This window comes from Exilispira thermophila (genome assembly GCF_055389015.1).
In genome coordinates this window covers 458,689-479,315 of the sequence record NZ_AP042476.1, presented here as the reverse complement: position 1 = coordinate 479,315, position 20,627 = coordinate 458,689, and the positions used below count along the sequence as shown (strand labels likewise).

Here is a 20,627-nt window from a genome sequence, read left to right as displayed (position 1 = left end):
ATTAAAATAAAATAAATAGATGTGAATAAATAAAAAAAATAAACTTCTTTTTTTAATATCATAAATTAAAATATGGTAAAATATTATAAAATAATTAAATATATAAAATTTACACTTTAAAAATAATAATTTTCTAATTCATTAATTAGAGTTTTTACAATATCTTTTTTTTCTATTATTCTTTTTCTTTTCCCTTTCTCAAAAAAAAGAGCATTTGTTTTTGTTAAAGATACTCCAAAATCTGCATGTTTTGCTTCATCAGGACCATTAACTTCACACCCCATTATTGCAACATGAACTTTTTTACTAAAAATATGTTGATTTTCTATTTTTGTCAGTTCTTTTCTGAATGAATTAACGTATTTTTCAAGATCTCCCCATGTTCTTCCACAGGTAGGGCATGAAATAATTTCAACCCCTTTATTTACTTCTATCAATTTTAAAATCTCTCTTGCAACTTCTATCTCTTTTAATGGATCTCCTGTAATTGAAACTCTTATCGTACTTCCTATACCTTTTCTTAAAAGATGATCAAAAAATATTGAATGCTTTATAACTGATGATAAATAATCCCCAGCTTCAGTAACTCCTAAATGTAGGGGATAATCAATTTTTTTAGAAAGTTCTATATTTGTTTTAATATTGAAATATAGATCTGAAAATTTAGCTGAAATAACAATATTATAAAAATTTTGTGATTCAAAAAAATCAATGAAATCTAAAATAACATTTATAACATCATTTACATTATAATTATCCCCAACCCTCTCAGATATAGAACCCCCATTCAAGCCAATCCTTATAACTCTTTCATTATCAGATGCAAATTTTAAAATCTCTTTTAATTTGATTTTTTTCATATTACCTGGATTAATTCTAATCTTTCTAAATCCTAATTCTAAAGCTTTAAACGAAATCTCTTCATTAAAATGGGTATCAGCAACAAACACAAAATTTTCATCTTCATATTCTTTTCTCAAACTATTTGCAATTTCAATTTCATCAAGGTTTCTTGCAGATAACCTGATTATTTTAATTCCAGTTTTTTTTATATTCCTTATTTGTTCTCTTAATTGGTTAAGATCTTTATAAGGGATAGAAGCCATAGTTTGAATATATATTTTCCCATCCCCAAATATTATATCATCTGAAAGTTTAACTTTTTTCAATCATCTCCCCTTAGTATATATTATTTATTCTTAAGTAATGATTCATAGCATAGTCTTTTTTCGTTTTAGACTCATTTATAAAAGATTTTTAAATTTATAAATTTTTTTAAAAATTATTTTTTCTAAACTACTTATTCATTATTTTTTAAATTATCAACTCTATAGAGTTTACCCTCTTTATATTTAATTATAAAATCAAATTTATTGATGTCTAAAGAACAATAAAAATCTTCTTTCGGAGAAAAATTCTGATTCTCTTTAACAAAAAATCTTTTACCTGCTTTTTTCAACTTTTTAATTAATTTTGTAATCAACTCTATATCTTTTAATGTTTTATTGTAATATTTAAAATCCTCTATTTTATAAACTTTTACCTTTTCACTATCAATCTGATTTATATTTAAATTTTCTTTGTTTATATTTTTATTTGTATTTAGTTTTTTGATTTTATTATTGTTATTAATTTGGTAGTTTTTAACATTTAATTTAATTAGTTTCACTATATATTTTGCACATAAAAAATCTTCTTTTGCATATTTTATCCCTTTGTTTCCCATACATACAAGAGATACTTTTATCTTTTTAAAATTATTTATGTCATCTTTTCCTTTATAACTTTTTTTTCTATTTTTAAAATTATTTCCTTTTTTAATTTTTATTTTTTTTGTATTTTTTTCATTTAATGCATTATAAGATTTATATTTATATTTATTTAATATTTTGTTAGAAATATATTCAGCAATTGCTTTAGCATTAACAAAACTTCCTGTAATAATCTCATCTGCTTTATTTGCTTCTATAATACCCTTTGTTCCAGCACTGGTTGTTTGAATTACAATTCTATCTTTAAAATCAATGTCTTTTATTAAATAAGGGGAATTTCCATAATTAAAATTTTCAGGAGGTTTTCCATTTCGTTCTCCAATTAAAATGTAGTCTGAATTTCTTTTTTTTAAATTGTAAGCTTTTTCCAGAGTATCAACAGGAATTATATTTTTAGCACCATTATTAAAAACATAACATGCAGTTGTAAAAGCACGAAAAACATCAATTATAACAGTAATACCATCAACTTTTTTTGCACCTTTAATTAGATGTAAGATATTAATTTTATATATTTTTTTCATATTATTATACAAATTTTCTTTTAACTCTAACAATACTAACTTTACGTTTTTTATTTTTTTTATTTATTTGCTTTAAGCAACATTTTCTGTCTTTTACACACTTTAGTCTATAGCATATTAATCAATATATCCTATCTTTCATCACAATTTTATTTGTATTATATATGAATCTATTTTTATTACAATTACATTTCTATAAACAACTATATTTCATATAAATTTTAAATTTTAAAATTAATAATAAATTTAAGGATTTACTGTTGATCAATTGGATGGATTGTCCAATCTTTTGCAGGAAAATATTCTTCAACTTTTCCATCAGGATTTAAAAGAACAACTCTTTCAATTCCAGCATTTGCAATTATTGCTTTACATTGGTTACAAATGAAATAATGCCCATAAACATAAATTGTTGCATGATTAGTAGAATGTCCATTTTTTGCTGCTAAAACAACAGCATTACTTTCTGCATGAGAACCTACTGCTCTACATAATTCTAATTGAGTTCCTGATTTTATATTATGTTTTTCTCGATAACAAAAACCTATTTCAAAACAATTTTTCTGGTGAGTTGGAGCACCATTATAACCGGTAGATATAATATCTTTATCTTTAACTATAACAGCTCCAACCTGTCTTCTAAAACATGCTGCTCTTGTAGAAACCATTTTAGCGATATTTAAAAAATATTCATCCCATGAAGGTCTTTCTGGAATTTGTTTTTTTAACTCAGCATTTTTAAAATTTTCCATTTTTTATCCCTTTTATTGTCTTTTATTATTTTATATCATTAGTTTTTATTAGTATTTCATATCATTCATTACTTTTTACATTTATTTTCTAATAAATCATTTTTTTAATATTTAATTTCAAATAAATCATTTCTTAAATAATACATTAATATTATTAAATTTATATCAATACAACTAAATAAACTTTATTAGTAAAAACTAGATTTCTATATTAAAGAATATCTTTAAAATCAGACCAACACCAAAAGATAAAAAAGCCACCCCCATACTGATAATAGCCATTTCAAAAAATCTTTTCTTAAAGTTTAAATCTTTTGCTACAGAAATATAAAAATTAAAGATAAGTATTATTAACAGGGCAACAATTAAAGAAGTTAATAAAGCATATAAAGAATTTTTTAAAATAAGAAAAGGAAGTACCAACAACATAACTGTTCCAATATATGCAGCTCCAGTATAAAATGAGGACTTTAATGCATCTTTTGAAATACCTTCAGCTCTATTAGAAAGATACTCTGATGCTGCCATGGAGAAACTTGCAGCTATCCCTGTAATAAGCCCTGTTAATGCAACAAGATTAGTCTTTTGTAATGCAAATGTAAAACCAGCTAATGCTCCTGTAAGTTCAACAAGGGCATCATTCAATCCCAGAACTATTGAACCAACATAATTTAATATCTCCTCTTTAATAACTTGAATCAATTTATTTTCATGATCCTCTTCATCTTTTATAACTTCTTTAATATTTGGAATAACCTTTTCTAATTCTTTATAGTTTTTTTGAGCATCACCTTCTCCTTTTTCCATCAGCTTTATACTAAAAGTTAATCCAAATAAAATTGAAATAACATAATAAAAATAAATCTTAAATCTATTGGGATTAATATTAATTTTTGTAAATGATTTAAAAAAATCTGCATGAATTTTTTCTTCTTTAGAAATTTTTAACAAAATTTCTTTATTATGGTTATTTTTTTCTCTTTTTGCAAGTTTTTTATAAATTATTGATTCTGTTAGCTCATTTTTTTGATATTTTAATATTTTTTTCTTTATATTATTTTCCATAAAAACACCTATCTATTTTATTTTTTATAATGTATAGAACACTTTTTCTATTACATTACTTTTTTTAAAACATTTTTTTATTTATTAACAGCTATTCAATTTATTTATATTTATTTTAATTATTTACTTTAACCAACTTTTTCTATCTTTTACACACTTTCATTGATATTACTATCTAAAATTTATTTATTCATATTTACATCATTTATTTATATCGATATTATTTCTTATAAATTTCTATACTATTTTTCAATTCCATATGCTTTTAATATATCAGATTTTTTATATAAAAAAAGAGCTTCATTAAATTTTAGACAAATCTAAATACTTAGTTGAAAATATTGATAAAGATTCTATTTAATAAAAACTATGCTTAATATTGACAACCGACAAGTTTGTATTAAAATCAAAATAGAATATTTTGTTAAAAAATAATTTATTCAAATGGTATCAAGGATGGAAAATGGAAAATAAAAAAACCAAACTTATTAAATGGCAATTACCAATGAAAAGAGTTTTATATGCGCTTATACCCATTATAATTTTTTCTATTTATTTATATGGATTAAAAATTTTAATCTTGCTCATTGTAGTTGGTATTTCTGGTTTTGTTTCAGAATTTCTATTTACAAAACCCAAAAATAAACCTGTTACTTCTGCTGTATTTGTTTCTATAATTTTATATACATTGACTTTACCTCCAACTATACCTTATTGGATTGCTGCAATTGGTATTATTTTTGGTATAATTTTTGGAAAAATGGTATTTGGAGGATTTGGTAAAAATGTATTTAACCCTGCAATTGTTGGTAGAGCTTTCATTTACATTAATTTTGGTACTTTTATGACAAAATATTGGGTAGACCCATTTACAAGATTTCCTGGAGGATTTACAAAATATTTTACAGATGCAATAACTTCAGCAACACCAATACATGAAATCGCTGAAGGGATGATCTCACTAAAAACAGTTTTCTTAGGATTAACTTCCGGTTCAACAGGAGAAACTTCAGCTCTTTTAATCCTTATAGGTGGAATATATATCATTTACAAAAAAGCTGCTAACTGGAAGATTGTTGTTTCTGGAATTTTAAGTTTTACTATCCTTCAATCTATATTCTGGTATTTTAAAATACCGGAAGCTGTTGATCCACTTTCAGCAATGATGACTGGTGGATTTATGTTAGGAATGTTTTTTATGGCTACTGACCCAGTTTCTGCATCACAAACTGATACAGGAAGATGGATTTATGGTTCTTTGATTGGAGTACTTACTGTTCTGATAAGACTTTTTGCAATATGGCATGAAGGAATGATGTTTGCTATTTTACTTGGTAATATGTTTGCTCCTATAATTGATTATTACATTAAAGAAAGAAAAAAAGTAAAAAAAATACAGGGAGTTCAAAATGCCTAAAGTAAAATCTTCAAAAGTTAAAAACTCTCTATATACTATATTTTTTATGTTAATCATAACAATTATTTTTATTTCAATTTTATCCTTTATTTATATTTATACAAAACCAATGATTGAATTAAATGAAAAAATTGTTTTACAAAAAGCTATACTATATAGTGCTGGAATTAAATTACCTGAAAACAAAAAAGAAATTGAAAAAATTTATAATACACAGGTAAAAGAAATTAGCAAAAATGGTAATGTTATTTTTTATAAAGTTTATAATAAAGATATTACAACTTATTCTACCAAAGAAGCAGAAAATTACCTTATTTGTTATGTTGTTCCCATTAATGGACCTGGATTATGGGGAGAAATTAAAGCAGTTATCGCTATTTCTAAAGATTTAAAACAAATTTCAGGAATTGAATTTATTAAACAAAATGAAACCCCTGGTTTGGGAGCAAGGATATCTGAAACATGGTTCAAAGAACAATTTAGGAATAAAACTCCTCCTTTAGTTTTAGTCCCAGAAAAAACTTCTAAAGGGGATAAAGAGATTGATGCTATTACTGGGGCAACAAGAACTTCCACTTTTGTTTTAAAGCTGGTTAATTCAAACTTTGAAAATCTTATACAGTTAATTAAAAATAACAGTTAATATAAAATAAATAAAATTTAAATAATCAAATTCAAAGGAAAAATTATGGCCAAAGATATAAAATCAATTTTCAAAGATGATCTTTTTAAAAATAATCCAGTTTTTATACAGGTACTGGGAATATGTTCAACTTTAGCTGTTACAAATTCTTTTACTAACACGCTGGTAATGACAGCTGGTTTACTTTTTACAACATCTTTATCAAACCTTACTGTATCAATATTAAGAAAATCTATCCCATCAAGAATAAGGATGATGGTTGAAACTTTAATTATAGCATCATATGTTATTATTGTAGACTTGATATTAAAAGCATATTTACCAGAAATTTCAAAACAACTTGGACCATATGTAGGATTGATAATTACAAACTGTATAATAATGGGTAGAGCCGAAGCATTTGCATTATCAAATCCACCAATTCCTGCTTTTTTTGATGGAATTGCATCAGGGCTAGGATATGCTTATGTTCTTTTAATTATTGCTTTTTTTAGAGAACTTTTAGGTTCTGGTTCTATTTTAGGATATCACATTCTTGGAGCTGGATGGGTTAACTGGACTATTATGATAATGGCACCTGGGGGGTTTTTTATGTTAGCTTTATTCATATGGTTGGTAAAAGGGATTTTCCTAAAAGAAACTAAATAAAATAAAAAGATGTAATAAAAAAATAGGATCAAATTAAAAAAAAATTATAAAAATATAAGTATAAGTAGCATAAATATATAAAAAAATATAAACAAGAAATAAGAATAAAGATAAAATTATTTTGAAATAATGGAGATGAAAAAATGAAAGAATTTATATATCCATTTGCCATTTTTTTTGCAGCAATTTTTACAAATAATATTCTTTTAACTAACTATCTTGGGATGTGTTCCTTTTTAGCAGTTTCAAAAGAAGTAAAGACATCTGCTGGTTTGGGACTTGCAGTAACTTTTGTCATGACTTTTACAACTGTATTAAATTGGTTTGTATATTATTACATTTTAGTACCACTGGATCTTGTATATTTAAGATATATTGTATTTATTGTTGTAATTGCAGCATTTGTACAGATAATTGAGATGATAATTGAAAGGGTTTCTGATGTGCTTTATGCATCTCTTGGTATTTTTTTACCTTTGATAACTGTAAATTGCGCTATTTTAGGTGCAAGTTTATTTATGGTTATAAGAAAATATTCTCTTATTTCTTCTTTTGCATATGGATTGGGAAGTGGACTTGGCTGGATGATTGCAATTCTTGCAATGGCTGGCATAAGACAAAAAATGAAAAAAGCTCAAATTCCTCAAGGATTAGAAGGAGCTGGTATTGCCTTAATAATTGCTGGAATAATGGCTATTGCATTTATGGGTTTTTCTGGAATGATTAGTATTGGTTAAATGTTTTTAATGATTTTTTTATCAAGGGGTTTTTATGTTTTCATTACATTCACTAATTATTAGTGTAGTTGCTGTAAGTGGAGTTACTGTATTCTTATCTATAATTATGGTTATAGCTGATTTAACTATTGGAAATTATGGGGAAGTTAAAATTAAAATAAATGATAATAAAGAACTTGATGTTGAGGGAGGAAAATCGTTATTATCAACATTAATGCAAGAAGGTATTTTTATCCCATCTGCATGTGGTGGTAGAGGTTCCTGTGGGTTTTGTAAAGTAAAGGTCAAAAGTGATATTGGTGAATATCTTCCAACAGAATTACCCTGGATTGATGAAAAGGAAAAAAATCAGAATATCCGACTGGCATGTCAGATAAAAGTTAAAAAAGATATTAGCATTGAGATTCCTGAAGAACTTTTTAATATTAAAGAATATCAAACTGAGGTTATCTCTTTAAAAGATCTAACTCATGATATAAAAGAGGTAAAACTCAAATTAATAGAACCAGATACAATCAAATTTAAAGCGGGTCAATTTATCCAATTTCAGGTACCAGAATATGAACTTACATATATTCCTGTTTATAGAGCTTATTCAATGTCCTCTGCTCCTTCAGATAATCACATAGTTGAACTTGAAATCAGGTATGTACCAAATGGTATATGTACAACTTATGTTCATCAACATTTAAAAGAAAGTGATAAAATAAAAATTAATGGTCCTTATGGAGAATTTTATTTGAGAGGTTCAGATAGGGATATAATTTTTATTGCAGGTGGTTCAGGAATGGCTCCTATTAAAGCTATTTTATTAGATATGGTAGAAAAAAAGATTAATAGAAAAGCAACTTATGTTTTTGGAGCAAGAACTAAAAAGGATCTTTTTAATCTTGATCTTATGGAAGAAATAGAAAATAAGTTACCAAACTTTAAATTTGTTCCAGCATTATCAAACCCTGAGCCTGAAGATAATTGGGATGGAGAAGTGGGTCTTGTTACTGAAATAGCAAAAAAATATGTAAAAGATCCTTCAAATCTTGAAATATATCTTTGTGGAAGTCCTGGGATGGTAAAAGCTTGTGAAAATATGTTTATAGATTTAGGGGTCCCTGCTAATCTAATCTTCTATGACAAATTTGCATAAAATAAAGCAAAATATTCTATTCGGAGGAAATTAATGAAACAAACTTTAGAAATGGATTTGATACAGGAGAATATGAAACCAGGAAAAATTACAAAAGATGGATTTCTTGGCACTGATAATAGAAAATTAATTGATATTTTAATAGATGATGATGCTAAAGTTAAAAGATTGGGATTAGATCATAAAATGATAGCTGAAAAAATGCAATATTTTAAAGATAAAGGTTTAGAAGGACTTGGTGAATTTATAAATGTTAATGATCATTTTGAAGTAAGAGTTGATACTGTTAGGGGAAAATTACCATGCCCCTTTAAACATAAAGGATTATATAGAAAAACTTACATTATTGTTAAAAATAAAAAATTAAACAAAGAAATTACATATACTGACCTTTTAATACATCTTATATCCGAACATGGATTTTATGAAGGAAAAGGATCTTTGTTTAGACTTGAACCTGAAGATATTGCAGAAATTTTAGAAATTCAACCAGAAAATGAATAAAAAATAAAATTTTTAATTTATTTTAATTTAAGTTAATTTATTTAAATATAAATTATTTTAATACTAAATTTATTAAATTATAATCATGTTTTAATAGGTCCATTACTGCTTGATAAGTTAAAGTTGTTTTTGAAAGATAAGTCATTTCTTTATCAATATCAACATTATTTCCATCATTTCTCATTGTTGTAGAATAATCTAAAACCCTTTTAGGTTGTACTTCTTTCCAATCTATAGGCACTTTAAATGGGATATGTTTTTTATTTGTAGTTATAGCTTTAATTCCTGTATCTTGCTCAGACATAATAGCTCTTTTTAACTGGGATTCAAAAGTTACATCAGACCTTTTAAATCCTGGAGTATCAACATTTGCTATATTATTAGCAATTACATCAAGCCTCTTGTCTAAAGCTGTAATATATTTTTTCAATATTTCTCTATTTTTTATACTAAAAGAAATTGAATCCATTTTTTAATTACCCCACCCTGGATTTTTTTTATTTTTCGGAAAAAAAACAAATTACTAAAAAAGTTTTTGAAAAATTACCGAAAATAAAATTAGTTATAATTTAAATAAGAAAAAAAATTATTATTATAAAAATTATTATAAAAAAAAATTTACTAAAAGAAATTTACTATTAAAAAAAATTTATTTTAATATAAAAAATAAATATAAATTAAAAAATAAAAATAATTCAGGATTTAATCTTTGACAAAAAATAATAATCTAAATTTAATAATTCTAATTTTAATAATATTAGTTATTAATCTTTTTGTAATCTCTCCAAAAATTTATGCATATGACATAAATGATTTTTTTAAAGACTTACAGGTTTTAAATGATCCAAGAATGAATATTGCTCAAATAAATGCTGCAAGAATGAGGATAAAACTTTTTCTAAATAGAACTTCTTATGATGATTTATTCTACCAAATTTATATTTTAACATTAGAACTTAATGAAGATGAGATCTATAAGCTTTTAGAAAACTTAAAATCAACTTTACCTGAAGAACAATATAACAAATTATTAAAAATTATTGAAAACAATTCTTCAAATAATAATCAAAAAAATAATACTGATAGTGATAAAGAAAATAGCAATTCATCTATAAATAATAATAATAATAATAATTCTGATACAAATTCTTCAAATAATATAAATAATGATACTGATACTAACAATGGTGTTAATAACGATAATGAAACAACTGTTAATAATGATAATACAGTAGATGCTAATAAAAATAGCACAAACACAGATAATGAAGATAACAATATCTCAAATTCAAAAAATGATGAATCTTCATCAAACAATGTTGAAAATAACCTAAAAGATTATTCAAATATAAACACTAACAATGAAGTAAAAGAAGAAAAAGAAGATAGTACAAATGAGAAATTGGCTAAGAAAAAAAAATACAGTGAACAGGAATTAAAAAAAATATTTAAAGATGGATATGAACAATTTTATAAAAAAGATTATGCTAAAGCAATGCAAAATTTTACAATTTCATATGAAAATAATTATAATATTGTTTCTTCAGCATATTATATCGCTTTAATCTATGAAAAGCAAAACAATTTTTCAAAAGCTGCTGAATATTTTGAAAAAACTTATTCTTTATCTATAAAACTTTATTCTTTAAACTTTAACTTTGTTTCCTTTTTATTAAAAAAAACAGGAATAAGTTATTATAAATTAAATCAATTTAATAAAGGGTTAACCTATCTTTTGAAATCTCTTGAATATAATCCATCCGATGGTGATACTTATTATTGGGTTGGACTTGTATATTATAATATTAAAGATTATGAACATTCCAAAGCATACTGGAAAAAAGGTAGTTTGCTTGGTAATAATATGTGTATCAAAAGTTATAATTGGATAATTGAAGAATTAAAGAAACAAAAAACAGACTAGTTATAATTTTATCAATGGTGATTTTTAATTCAATAATATAAAAAGTAAATAATTTTTCTTCTTCTGATTTTTTTTTATTAATTTTATAATATTTTTTAATTAAATAATGTGATTATTTTTGCCCATATTTATTTAAATAAAAATCTCTCATTATTTCTACATCCTCATTAGATAATGCTACTGGCCCACCAATTAAATATGACAAAATTATTGATTTGGCATTCTTTTCAACAACAAGAGCAACTTTTAAAGCTTCATCAATATCTCTACCAACACAAACAAGTCCATGATTAGCAAGTAACACAGCCATTTTATCTTTTAGAGCATTAACAGCTTCTTTAGCAAGATCTTCTGTTCCAGGTAACACATAATTAGAAATATTAACTCCACCACCAACAATTTGAACTAAATCTTCAGCAACAGGTGGAATCGGTTTTCTTGCAATGCTAAATATTTTTGCATAATCTGAATGAGTATGTGCTATTGAATTGATATCATTTCTAATCTTATATATATAGGAATGCAAATGATATTCTATTGAAGGTTTTTTATCTCCATCCAATATCTTATTATTGGTATCCATTAAAACAAAATCAGAAATCTGTAAATTACTGTATTTCATTCCAGATGGTGTTAATAAAAATTTATCTTTCTCAACTCTTATTGAAAAATTCCCCCATGTTCCAACAACAAGACTATTTTTATCAATTTCCCTTACAAAATTTAAAAGTTTTTTTCTCTGCAAATAATATTTCATAAAATTCCTTTTTCTTATTTTTTTATATATTTTTATGATTTATTTTTTAATATTTTTGTAATATAAAAATCTACCAATTTGATTTGCAAAAATAGTTAATAAAATTTCATCTGCTTTTGAAAATTGTATTTTATCCTTTTTATGCAAAATTTCAATCCCACCAATAACATTTTTATCAGGAGCAATAATAGGAGTTGCAATAATTGCTTTTGGAATGTAATCAACTTCTTTTGCAATATCTTTTGCCCATATTTTTGATTTTTCCACATCATTTACAATAATTGTTTTTTTCTCATTTATTGCTTTTCCAATTATTCCTGTATTCTTATTAATTTTTTTATTAATAAGTAACTCAGGAGACTTTTCTGAAATTATATAAAATTTTAAGCTATCTCCTTCAAGTATAGAAATAGAACCGTTATCTGAATTTAAAGTATTTATTGTAACTTCTAATATTTTTTTTATTGAATCTTCTATATCATTTTCTTCTAAAAATAATTTTTCAAGCTTATAAATAGTATTTATTTCCATCTCTCTAAGATATAGTGATTCCTTCAAATTTTTTATATCAATATTAAGTTTATTAACTTTATATTCATAGATATATTTTATTAAAATACTTGATACAATTTTATTAATAAATTTCACATCATTATCACTTATAAAATTTTTAAATATAATTATAAGATATGTATTTTCAAGATAAGAAGTAATTAATAATTTGTTTTTTTCTATTTTAAAATAATTTACAATTTTTTCTTTTAAAAGTTCTAAATCAATTTCACCTTTATTATTAAAATCAAAATTAACAATTTCTTTTATGTTAATTTTATCAATCTCAAAAATCTTATTTTCCATAAAGAAATAAAAATCAATATTTGAATGCATTTTTTCAGAAAAAAAATTACTTATATATCTTAACTCTTCATTTAAACTTTCTAAGATAAATGGATCTAAAATTTTTTTCATTAACTTACCCCTATTTTAAAATATCCATTTGTAAATTAATATTAATCAATTTTATTAAAATTTAAAGTAAAATTATAATTTATAAAAAAGATCATTTTTATACTTGCTTTTATATAAAAAAATACTATATTTTTAATACCCCAATATATTTTGGGTAATAAAAATATAAATACGATCTATATAAAGAAATTAATTTATATAAAAAAAATAATTTATAAAGGAATGTTTATTATGGGAAACAATAACATTCAATTTTTTAAATCATTTGATAAAGTGGATTTAACTGAAAAACAAAAAGAAATACTTAAATTTATCTATTTTTTTCAAAGATCAAATTCTTACTCTCCTACTGTTCAAGAAATAGCTACATATTTTAAAATTAATATTAAAACTGCTTATGAACATATTAGTCGACTTGAAAAAAAGGGATTTATCACAAAGGATAAAAACATATCTAGATCCATTCAACTAACTAAAGAAGCATTATATATTGTTAGATTAAAAAAAATCCCAATTATAGGATCAGTAGCAGCTGGATCACCAATTTTTTCCGAAATTGATATAAAGGGGGATTTAGCTATTGATATTGAAAAATTTCCTAAAGGGGAATATTTTTCATTAAAAGTGGTTGGATTTTCAATGAAAGATGCAGGAATTTTAGAAGGGGACTATGTTATTGTTAAAATTGGTTCAGAATTTAAAAATAATGATATTATTGTTGCAATGATTGATGGAGAGGTTACAATTAAAAGAATAATTATAGATAAAGAATATAATCAAATCATTCTCCATCCTGAAAATGAATCAATGGAAGATATAATAGTTAATCCAGATGAATTAAGAATTATTGGAAAGGTTGTTGGTATTCAAAGGTTTTACAATTAAAATTTTTTCAGGTATTATCTAATTTTTTTAAACTGTAATATATCTAAATTATATAAAAAATATTTTGCCATTTTAAATATAAAAAAAGTTTTAGTAAATAACAAATATTATTATAAAGAAATTATCAAAAATGGATGGAATTTAATATTTTTAGAAGTGTATCTTTATCAATTAAATTTATATTTCTAGTTTGAGCATATTCAATAACATCTGATGTATATTTGTTTGGTAAAATAATATGTAATCGAGAACAATTGTATTTTTTCATTTTATCTTTTAAAATAACTAAATCATCAACAAATAATGTCATATCAATATTTCTGTAAAATATAAATAAATTGTTATCCCTTCTTGAAGTTGAAGATTCAGCAATAGATTTTGGTATTGCAATAACATAAATAATATTTTTGAAATCATAATATTCTAAAATTTTATATTCAAGATGATTTATAATTTTATTAATTAAACCTTTTAAATCTTCCCCTTTATCAATTATATATTCTTTAAACTTATCATCTAATGAAAGTTCTGCATATAAGGCAAGTTTTTTATCTACATCTTTATAACTTTTATTTTCTAATGCAATCTCTTCCCAGAATTTTACTGCTTCATCAATTTTTCCTAATTTTTCATAACAACTTGCAATATTATATTTCGCTTGCAAAATTAAATCTTTATCTTTGAGGTTATTTAGTGCTTTTGTATAAAAACCAATTGCTTGCTCACAATTTCTAGAAGCTTCTAAAATTACCCCTATTTGAAAATATGCCTGACCTTTAAATTTAATTGAATATACTGCTTTTTTCAAATATTGAATTGCCATTTTAGGGTGGTTTTGTTGTAAATAAATTATTCCCAAATAATAATATGCATCATAAAATTTTGGACTAAATTTAATAGTTTGTAAAAGATGTCTTTCTGCATCTTTGTAGTTTTTAGCAAAATAATAAATTCTTCCAATATTATAATGTGCTTTTGGATTTTTAGCTTCCAATTCTAAAGATTTTTTAAAATAGTTAGTAGCATTTGAAAATTTCTTTTTAGCAAAAAAAATTTCACCAATCTGCATAAGATAATAAGGATCATTGGGATATCTTTTAGATAAAACAAGATATTCACCAAGGGCTTCATCAAACCTTTTAACTTTAAAATAAAGCTCAGCTAAAAGGGAATGAATATGGATTTGCTCAGATTCTGAAATAGTTCCTGCTTTTTTTAATGCTGATATATATTCACTAATAGCCTGTTGAAGCTTTTCCTGTTTTTCAAATATTTGCCCCATTAAATAATGGATACGACCATTATTTTTATCTTTATTGTAAAGTTTAATAAGTCGGTCCATTGCATCATCAAGTTTATTATTTTCGATAAGAGTTTTAATACTATCAAGTTGCAGAATAGCTGATTTAAATATAAAATAATAAATGACAGCTCCTACCAAAGAAATAACCAAACCAATAACAATAATTGAAACTATATCCATATTAGTTAAATATTACCACAAAAATTTATTTTTTCAAAATTAAAAATATTGTAACAAAAATTCTATATACTTTAATTTCAAATAATCTTTATTTATAAAAAATCTTTATTTATAAAATTCAACATTATTAAAATTTCTGTAAAGACTCAATTCTTTTAATATTTTCATATCCTGTTCTGTTATATTATCAGATAAAATTCTTGTTATTAATTTACCAAACCCTGGTCCTAACATAAAACCCTGACCACACATACCACCAACAATCAAATAACTTTTGTTTATTAACTCAACTATTGGAAGTCCATCAGGAGTCATTGGATAGTATCCTCTCCATATTCTCCTTATTCTTAATTTAGAAAACTCAGGAAAAATCTTAACAAGTCTAGCACTAATATTTAATAAAAAATCTGTTGTTGAATTAAGATTGTTACAATAAATAGCTGGATTTGGAGTAAGACAAAAACAGATCTGCCCTTCTGGAGTTTGATAAAAATAGATATTTTTTGATGTTTCCATCCCCCTTATATCAACTACTAATGGGTCAAACATTCTTGAAACTGGTTCAGTAATACCTGCTTCATGACAATCTGGATTTAATGGTATTTCTATTTTTATGTTTTTATTTAAATCCCTTAAATTTACACCAGTTGAATTAATAACATATTTTGAAAAGAATTCCCCTTTATCTGTTTTAACTCCAATTATTTGTTCATTATTATCCATTAAAAATTCTATAGCTGTATGTTCAAAATAAAATTTAACATTATTTCTAACAGCTTGGTTATAAAAAGAAAATATTGATTTTAATGGAGAAGCATTTCCATCATAGGGAGAATAAATTCCTCCAAGTAATCCATTTGAATCAATATCATTTAATATTTCAATAACCTCTTCTTTTGAAATCCAATCTATTTCTAAACCAAAAGATTTTTGCCTTTTTAATAATTCCATTACATTTTTTTTATCTTCTTCAGTATATATTGGATATATGTATCCTCCTTGATACCAATCAATCTCTTCACCTGTTTTCTCTTTCCAATTGGAAAAAACATTAATAGAATCCTGGGCAATTTTAATTTTAGAAAAAACAGAATGGGTAGCCCTAATACCACCAATTGCTGCTCTATTTTGCCCTCTTCCTGGGGAATGTTCTTTTTCTATAACTGCAACTTTAAAGCCTTTTTCAGATAAAAAATATGCTGTTGGTGTTCCAACAGAACCTGCTCCAATAATTATTACATCAAAATTATTTTTCATATAATATCCTTAAACAACCCTTTTATAATATAGTTCAAAACAGCTATACAAATTTCAAAAGTTTTTATATATTTTCAAATAAAATTTTAATATTACTAATTTTAATCTTAAATATCTTTAAATTTTATTATAGTTTTTTTCCCTGCAAAAGCCTTTATAGGGACTTCTACTGTTAAAGGGCGAGGTCTATTATAAATGATGTCTTTTTTGTTAATTTTTTCTTCTCTAAAAATATTAACAATTGTTGTGGAACATGTTTTCCCTCCACAAGCTCCCATAGATAACCTTGTAGCAGCTTTAATAAAATTAATATCAGAAATCCCCATTCTTATAATATTCCTTACTTCGTCTACAGTTACCCTTTCACATGTACAAACATAATTTTGAAGATTTTTAGTATTGTGCTTTAGTAATTGAAAATCCTTTTCATTAATTTGTGATTCATCTTTTTCTATTTTATTCTCAACATATTTTTCAATATCTTCTAAAAGAGGCAATCTAAATGATGCAACTTTTGTAGCAATACTTTTATCTACAAGCAAGGTTACAAGATACCTTTTATCTTTCTTGAAATATTTAATATTATCCAGATTCCCTATTCCTAAAAAGTTACCCTCATAATCAACAAGTTTAAACTCTTTCTCAGGTAAAAATGATTTATCAAACTCAAAAGAGATAGTAACCTTAACTTTACCATCAACCTCATCTTTTTTATTAACAAGAGTAATAGCAAGACCTGGACATATTGCTACACATTGCATACACCCTATACACCCCCCTTTATATTGAGGAAGATCCAGAATTGGGTCCCCATCCATTTTAATTGCATTAACTGGACAGGAAGTCACACATGGATTACATGGTATTTCCTGAAAGCAGATAAGGTTAGGGAAAATATTATCACTTTTAATTTTATCAAAACTATTATTTTTAGAATCTTTTTCTTCTGGAGTATAGATTTTACCACCAGGTGACTTTAAAATCTTTTCTTTTTCATATAAAGAATCATCTATAGAAATATTTTCCCCAATATCTTTTAGTAAATTTAAAGCAGCAAGTTTTCCTGAAAACATGGCAGAAGATGCTTCAGCAATTTCATTTGCATCTCCAGCTTTATATAATTTAATATTTGATTCTTTAAAATTAAATTCAATTTCATTGTTTTCTTTTAAGCCTACAGCAACTAAAACATTATCAACATCAAAAGTTTTGATATTTTTGTATGTAGGATTGAAATTGCTATCACAAGGAGATATAGTTATTTTTTCTACTTTTTCATTACCAATTGCTTCAACAACAACATGATTTAAATAGATTGGAATTCCATATCGTTTAATCTTATCAAGATGTACTTTATATCCAGAAACTTTAGCTGCTGCATCACAAATACCAACTACTTTTATACCAGCCTGTATTGCATGATAAGCAGCAATTAATCCAACATTTCCACCACCAATAATGAATATTTTATCTGAACATTTAATCTGGTCTCTATTTAAAAGAGTTTGAAAAGCACCAGCGCCAAATATTCCAGGCAAATGATTACCTTTAAAAGTAAGAAATTTTTCTCTTGCACCTGTTGTTAAAATTGCATATTTTGTTTTTATTATAAAATAATGTTCTCCATTATATAAACCAACTTTTGAATCATTAAAAGCACCAATAAAATATGTTGAAGACATTATTTTTATATTATTATATTTTTTAACTTCATTTTCAAGAATTTTCGCAATTTCAAATCCTCTTGTACCAGCATAGCAATCCTCTTTTGACCCAAAGAACTTATGAGTCTGCAAAAGTAATTTTCCACCAGGTTTTTGTTTATCATCAACTATTAAAATTTTTATATCACTTTTATTTGATGCAAGTGTAATTGCAGCTGATAACCCGGCAGGTCCACCCCCAATTATAATAACATCAACCTGTAATTCATAAATTTCTGGAAAACTTTCTGGTGCAGATTTAGTTAAATTTGGCAATTCTTCAATTGAATATACTTTCATCCCTTCTGTTACAGGGGTCATACACCCTTTAACAATTTCATTATTTGCTATAACTCTACATTGATTGCACATCCCATTAGCACAAAATAATCCTTGATAATTTTTGTCGTTTGGATTTTTACCAATATTATAAATTCCATATGCAGCTAATGCTGAAGTTATCATTTCACCAGTTCTTGCTTTTAAAGGTTTTCCATTATAATAAAATGTAATAAGTTCTTTTTTGATTGGTTCAAGAATTGGATGAGAAGAAATTAATTCAGGGTTTTTCATATATTCTCCAAAACTAAACTATATTTTTGCCAAAATATATAAAAATATTAATAATTGTCAAATTTTTAATATTTGTCATTTAATTTCAAACAAATATTTTATAAAGATCTTGATATATCCAATAAAAAGAGATAGAACCTTTTTGTTAATAATAAAATTGAAATTATTGAGATATTTAAAAAATAAAGAATAAATTATATCCTAATTAAAATTTCTCTCCTTAGTACAGTTATGAATTTATTATATTTAATCTTTTATTGTATTAAATTAAAATATTTTATTTTTTTCTCTTAAGCCTTTGGCAACTGACATCCACTCGAAAAATTATAATAAGGATAGACATATAAATTTAACTTATTAATCAAATATAAAAAATTTCAATTTTATTATTAACTGCACCTACCACGAGAATTTTTCTCATTAAGACAGTTATATAATCTTTTTTTTAATACATTTAAAACATTTATAAAAGGTCTTGAAAAACCAATTGTTGAAATTTATGCAACATATATGTCTTCATATCAAAAAGAAACACAATATAATTATAAAAATGAAAAAAGTTATTCATGTTTAATGGAGCATATTGGTTCATAAAAAATGATATATAAGCATTTTTTGGTTTAATAAAATATATATGTTTTGCAGTGTGTTTATAAATTTTACTTTTTAAAATTTCTTAATTTTTTATATTTTAAAAAAGCTAAATTAAAGTGAATATTATAATAAAGGATAAATAAAATTGAATATATTATAGAATTTTAATGAAAAAAATTATAAAAACAAGGCAATACTTATAATAATTATCCTATTTTTTAAAATTATTTTAAAAAATAATTAAATTTTATCGATTTTTTCATTTTAAAAAAAGTTGTTTGAAATTTAAACAAAAAATAAACAGGATAATATACTTTGATAAAAAAGCTTTTTTATTTATAAATATCTCACTTCAATTCCATCAGTTTTATTTAATTTAAAAAATGAAACAAATCTCTTTACAGAATCGCTATCTGATTTAATTCTCTTACTTAGCTTCTTGTATTTATTTAGAAGATATTTTTCTAAGTTGCCAGGAAAAGCAAATAATGCACCGGAAGTCATGTTAAAATTTTTAAATGAGACAAGTCTAATAAACAATAAAAAATCTACAATAGCTGTTTTACTTAAGCCAGTATCTATTAGTTTTATGTTATCAGTTTTGTTTAAAATGTCTTTTAAGATTACTGTATTCTGAAGCTTCTGAATAGAAGTAATTTTAAATAAAGAAGTGTGTGATATAAGCAAAGCATCTAATACATTCTTTTCTATCTCATTTTGCCAGCCTATCTTCTCCTGATAAATTTCCAGGATACTTTTATTATCCACTATGTGTTCATTAAGAGTAAAATCCATAAAAGAGCTTATTTCATCCTTGCTATCAAATATAATCTTACCTCCATGAAAAATACCAAGTAACCTTGCTGATTTCTCAAATACATCATGGTTAACAAAGAACTTCATTATTTTATTATTTAGTTCCTTGTTAATCTTTCTATATATTTCATATTTTTCAACAAGTGTCATTGTATTCTCCTATAATAAAGTTTTATTTTGCTATTTTGTATCCTGATTTACTTAAATTTCAAACATATATATAAGAAAATCTTAAATTATGCTATAAATAAAGAGATAAGAGGATTTTTACTAAATTCACCTTTTAGGTTAAATATCCTCTATCTAAAAAAATTTAAGAAAAAATTAATATGAATGAAAAATTTGTAAAGTTTATTTTTGTTAATAATAAAATTAAAATTATTAATATCTTTTAAAATAAATAAAATTATATCCTAATTAAAATTTCTCTCCTTAGTACAGTTATGAATTTATTATATTT

General features: G+C 24.3%; 19 protein-coding genes. 8 read left to right on the top strand and 11 right to left on the bottom strand.

Annotation, left to right across the window (positions count from 1 at the left end; genetic code table 11):
• Positions 1-116 precede the first annotated feature (116 nt).
• The 4 genes from ACZ5EC_RS02000 to ACZ5EC_RS01985 all read right to left on the bottom strand — a co-directional run bounded on the left by ACZ5EC_RS02000 (position 117) and on the right by ACZ5EC_RS01985 (position 4,113).
• The gene (locus ACZ5EC_RS02000) at positions 117-1,169 is read right to left on the bottom strand and encodes a flavodoxin-dependent (E)-4-hydroxy-3-methylbut-2-enyl-diphosphate synthase (RefSeq protein WP_464303294.1); all 1,053 of its coding nucleotides are present in this window, start codon (positions 1,167-1,169) and stop codon (positions 117-119) included.
• A gap of 131 nt (positions 1,170-1,300) precedes the next feature.
• Complete coding sequence (locus tag ACZ5EC_RS01995; RefSeq protein WP_464303293.1) at positions 1,301-2,296, bottom strand: 2-phosphosulfolactate phosphatase; 996 nt, start codon at positions 2,294-2,296, stop codon at positions 1,301-1,303.
• A gap of 254 nt (positions 2,297-2,550) precedes the next feature.
• Positions 2,551-3,048 carry a deoxycytidylate deaminase gene (locus ACZ5EC_RS01990; protein ID WP_464303292.1) on the bottom strand — a complete coding sequence of 166 codons (498 nt, stop codon included), beginning with the start codon at positions 3,046-3,048 and terminating at the stop codon, positions 2,551-2,553.
• A 198-nt stretch (positions 3,049-3,246) separates the two neighbouring features.
• Positions 3,247-4,113, bottom strand: coding sequence for a VIT1/CCC1 transporter family protein (locus tag ACZ5EC_RS01985; RefSeq protein WP_464303291.1), 867 nt, complete (start codon positions 4,111-4,113; stop codon positions 3,247-3,249).
• A gap of 463 nt (positions 4,114-4,576) precedes the next feature.
• Here ACZ5EC_RS01985 and ACZ5EC_RS01980 point away from each other — a divergent pair, with 463 nt between their 5' ends.
• From ACZ5EC_RS01980 to ACZ5EC_RS01955, 6 genes are all read left to right on the top strand, one after another.
• Complete coding sequence (locus ACZ5EC_RS01980; RefSeq protein ID WP_464303290.1) at positions 4,577-5,530, top strand: RnfABCDGE type electron transport complex subunit D; 954 nt, start codon at positions 4,577-4,579, stop codon at positions 5,528-5,530.
• The gene (locus ACZ5EC_RS01975; RefSeq protein WP_464303289.1) at positions 5,523-6,173 is read left to right on the top strand and encodes an FMN-binding protein; all 651 of its coding nucleotides are present in this window, start codon (positions 5,523-5,525) and stop codon (positions 6,171-6,173) included. The genes ACZ5EC_RS01980 and ACZ5EC_RS01975 overlap by 8 nt, the downstream gene beginning before the upstream one ends.
• 45 nt (positions 6,174-6,218) lie before the next feature.
• Positions 6,219-6,821: an NADH:ubiquinone reductase (Na(+)-transporting) subunit D gene (locus ACZ5EC_RS01970; protein WP_464303288.1), complete on the top strand. Its 603-nt coding sequence runs from the start codon at positions 6,219-6,221 to the stop codon at positions 6,819-6,821.
• A gap of 143 nt (positions 6,822-6,964) precedes the next feature.
• Positions 6,965-7,558 carry an Rnf-Nqr domain containing protein gene (locus tag ACZ5EC_RS01965; protein ID WP_464303287.1) on the top strand — a complete coding sequence of 198 codons (594 nt, stop codon included), beginning with the start codon at positions 6,965-6,967 and terminating at the stop codon, positions 7,556-7,558.
• Between the two features lie 34 nt (positions 7,559-7,592).
• Positions 7,593-8,702 (top strand): FAD-binding oxidoreductase, encoded by a 1,110-nt coding sequence (locus ACZ5EC_RS01960; RefSeq protein WP_464303286.1) that lies wholly within the window; start codon positions 7,593-7,595, stop codon positions 8,700-8,702.
• A gap of 33 nt (positions 8,703-8,735) precedes the next feature.
• A complete protein-coding gene (locus tag ACZ5EC_RS01955; protein WP_464303285.1) occupies positions 8,736-9,206 on the top strand; it encodes a hypothetical protein in 471 nt (156 codons plus the stop codon).
• Positions 9,207-9,258: 52 nt separating this feature from the next.
• Here the strand turns inward: ACZ5EC_RS01955 and flgB are convergent, their stop codons facing one another.
• Positions 9,259-9,675 carry a flagellar basal body rod protein FlgB gene (gene flgB, locus ACZ5EC_RS01950; RefSeq protein ID WP_464303284.1) on the bottom strand — a complete coding sequence of 139 codons (417 nt, stop codon included), beginning with the start codon at positions 9,673-9,675 and terminating at the stop codon, positions 9,259-9,261.
• A gap of 240 nt (positions 9,676-9,915) precedes the next feature.
• On the opposite strand from flgB, the gene ACZ5EC_RS01945 reads away from it, so the two are divergent.
• Positions 9,916-11,130: a tetratricopeptide repeat protein gene (locus ACZ5EC_RS01945; RefSeq protein ID WP_464303283.1), complete on the top strand. Its 1,215-nt coding sequence runs from the start codon at positions 9,916-9,918 to the stop codon at positions 11,128-11,130.
• A gap of 112 nt (positions 11,131-11,242) precedes the next feature.
• Here ACZ5EC_RS01945 and ACZ5EC_RS01940 read toward each other — a convergent pair whose 3' ends face one another.
• Positions 11,243-11,887, bottom strand: coding sequence for a class II aldolase/adducin family protein (locus ACZ5EC_RS01940; RefSeq protein ID WP_464303282.1), 645 nt, complete (start codon positions 11,885-11,887; stop codon positions 11,243-11,245).
• Between the two features lie 39 nt (positions 11,888-11,926).
• Complete coding sequence (locus ACZ5EC_RS01935; RefSeq protein WP_464303281.1) at positions 11,927-12,856, bottom strand: GAF domain-containing protein; 930 nt, start codon at positions 12,854-12,856, stop codon at positions 11,927-11,929.
• A gap of 231 nt (positions 12,857-13,087) precedes the next feature.
• Between ACZ5EC_RS01935 and lexA the strand changes: the two genes are divergently transcribed.
• A complete protein-coding gene (gene lexA / locus ACZ5EC_RS01930; RefSeq protein WP_464303280.1) occupies positions 13,088-13,741 on the top strand; it encodes a transcriptional repressor LexA in 654 nt (217 codons plus the stop codon).
• Between the two features lie 124 nt (positions 13,742-13,865).
• On the opposite strand, the gene ACZ5EC_RS01925 is transcribed toward lexA, so the two are convergent.
• The 4 genes from ACZ5EC_RS01925 to ACZ5EC_RS01910 all read right to left on the bottom strand — a co-directional run bounded on the left by ACZ5EC_RS01925 (position 13,866) and on the right by ACZ5EC_RS01910 (position 20,317).
• The gene (locus ACZ5EC_RS01925) at positions 13,866-15,224 is read right to left on the bottom strand and encodes a tetratricopeptide repeat protein (protein ID WP_464303279.1); all 1,359 of its coding nucleotides are present in this window, start codon (positions 15,222-15,224) and stop codon (positions 13,866-13,868) included.
• Positions 15,225-15,329: 105 nt separating this feature from the next.
• Positions 15,330-16,481, bottom strand: coding sequence for an NAD(P)/FAD-dependent oxidoreductase (locus tag ACZ5EC_RS01920; RefSeq protein ID WP_464303278.1), 1,152 nt, complete (start codon positions 16,479-16,481; stop codon positions 15,330-15,332).
• A 107-nt stretch (positions 16,482-16,588) separates the two neighbouring features.
• Positions 16,589-18,757, bottom strand: coding sequence for an FAD-dependent oxidoreductase (locus ACZ5EC_RS01915; RefSeq protein ID WP_464303277.1), 2,169 nt, complete (start codon positions 18,755-18,757; stop codon positions 16,589-16,591).
• Between the two features lie 930 nt (positions 18,758-19,687).
• On the bottom strand, positions 19,688-20,317 hold the full coding sequence (locus tag ACZ5EC_RS01910; protein WP_464303276.1) for a DUF7986 domain-containing protein: 630 nt from the start codon (positions 20,315-20,317) through the stop codon (positions 19,688-19,690).
• Between the last annotated feature and the right edge of the window lie 310 nt (positions 20,318-20,627).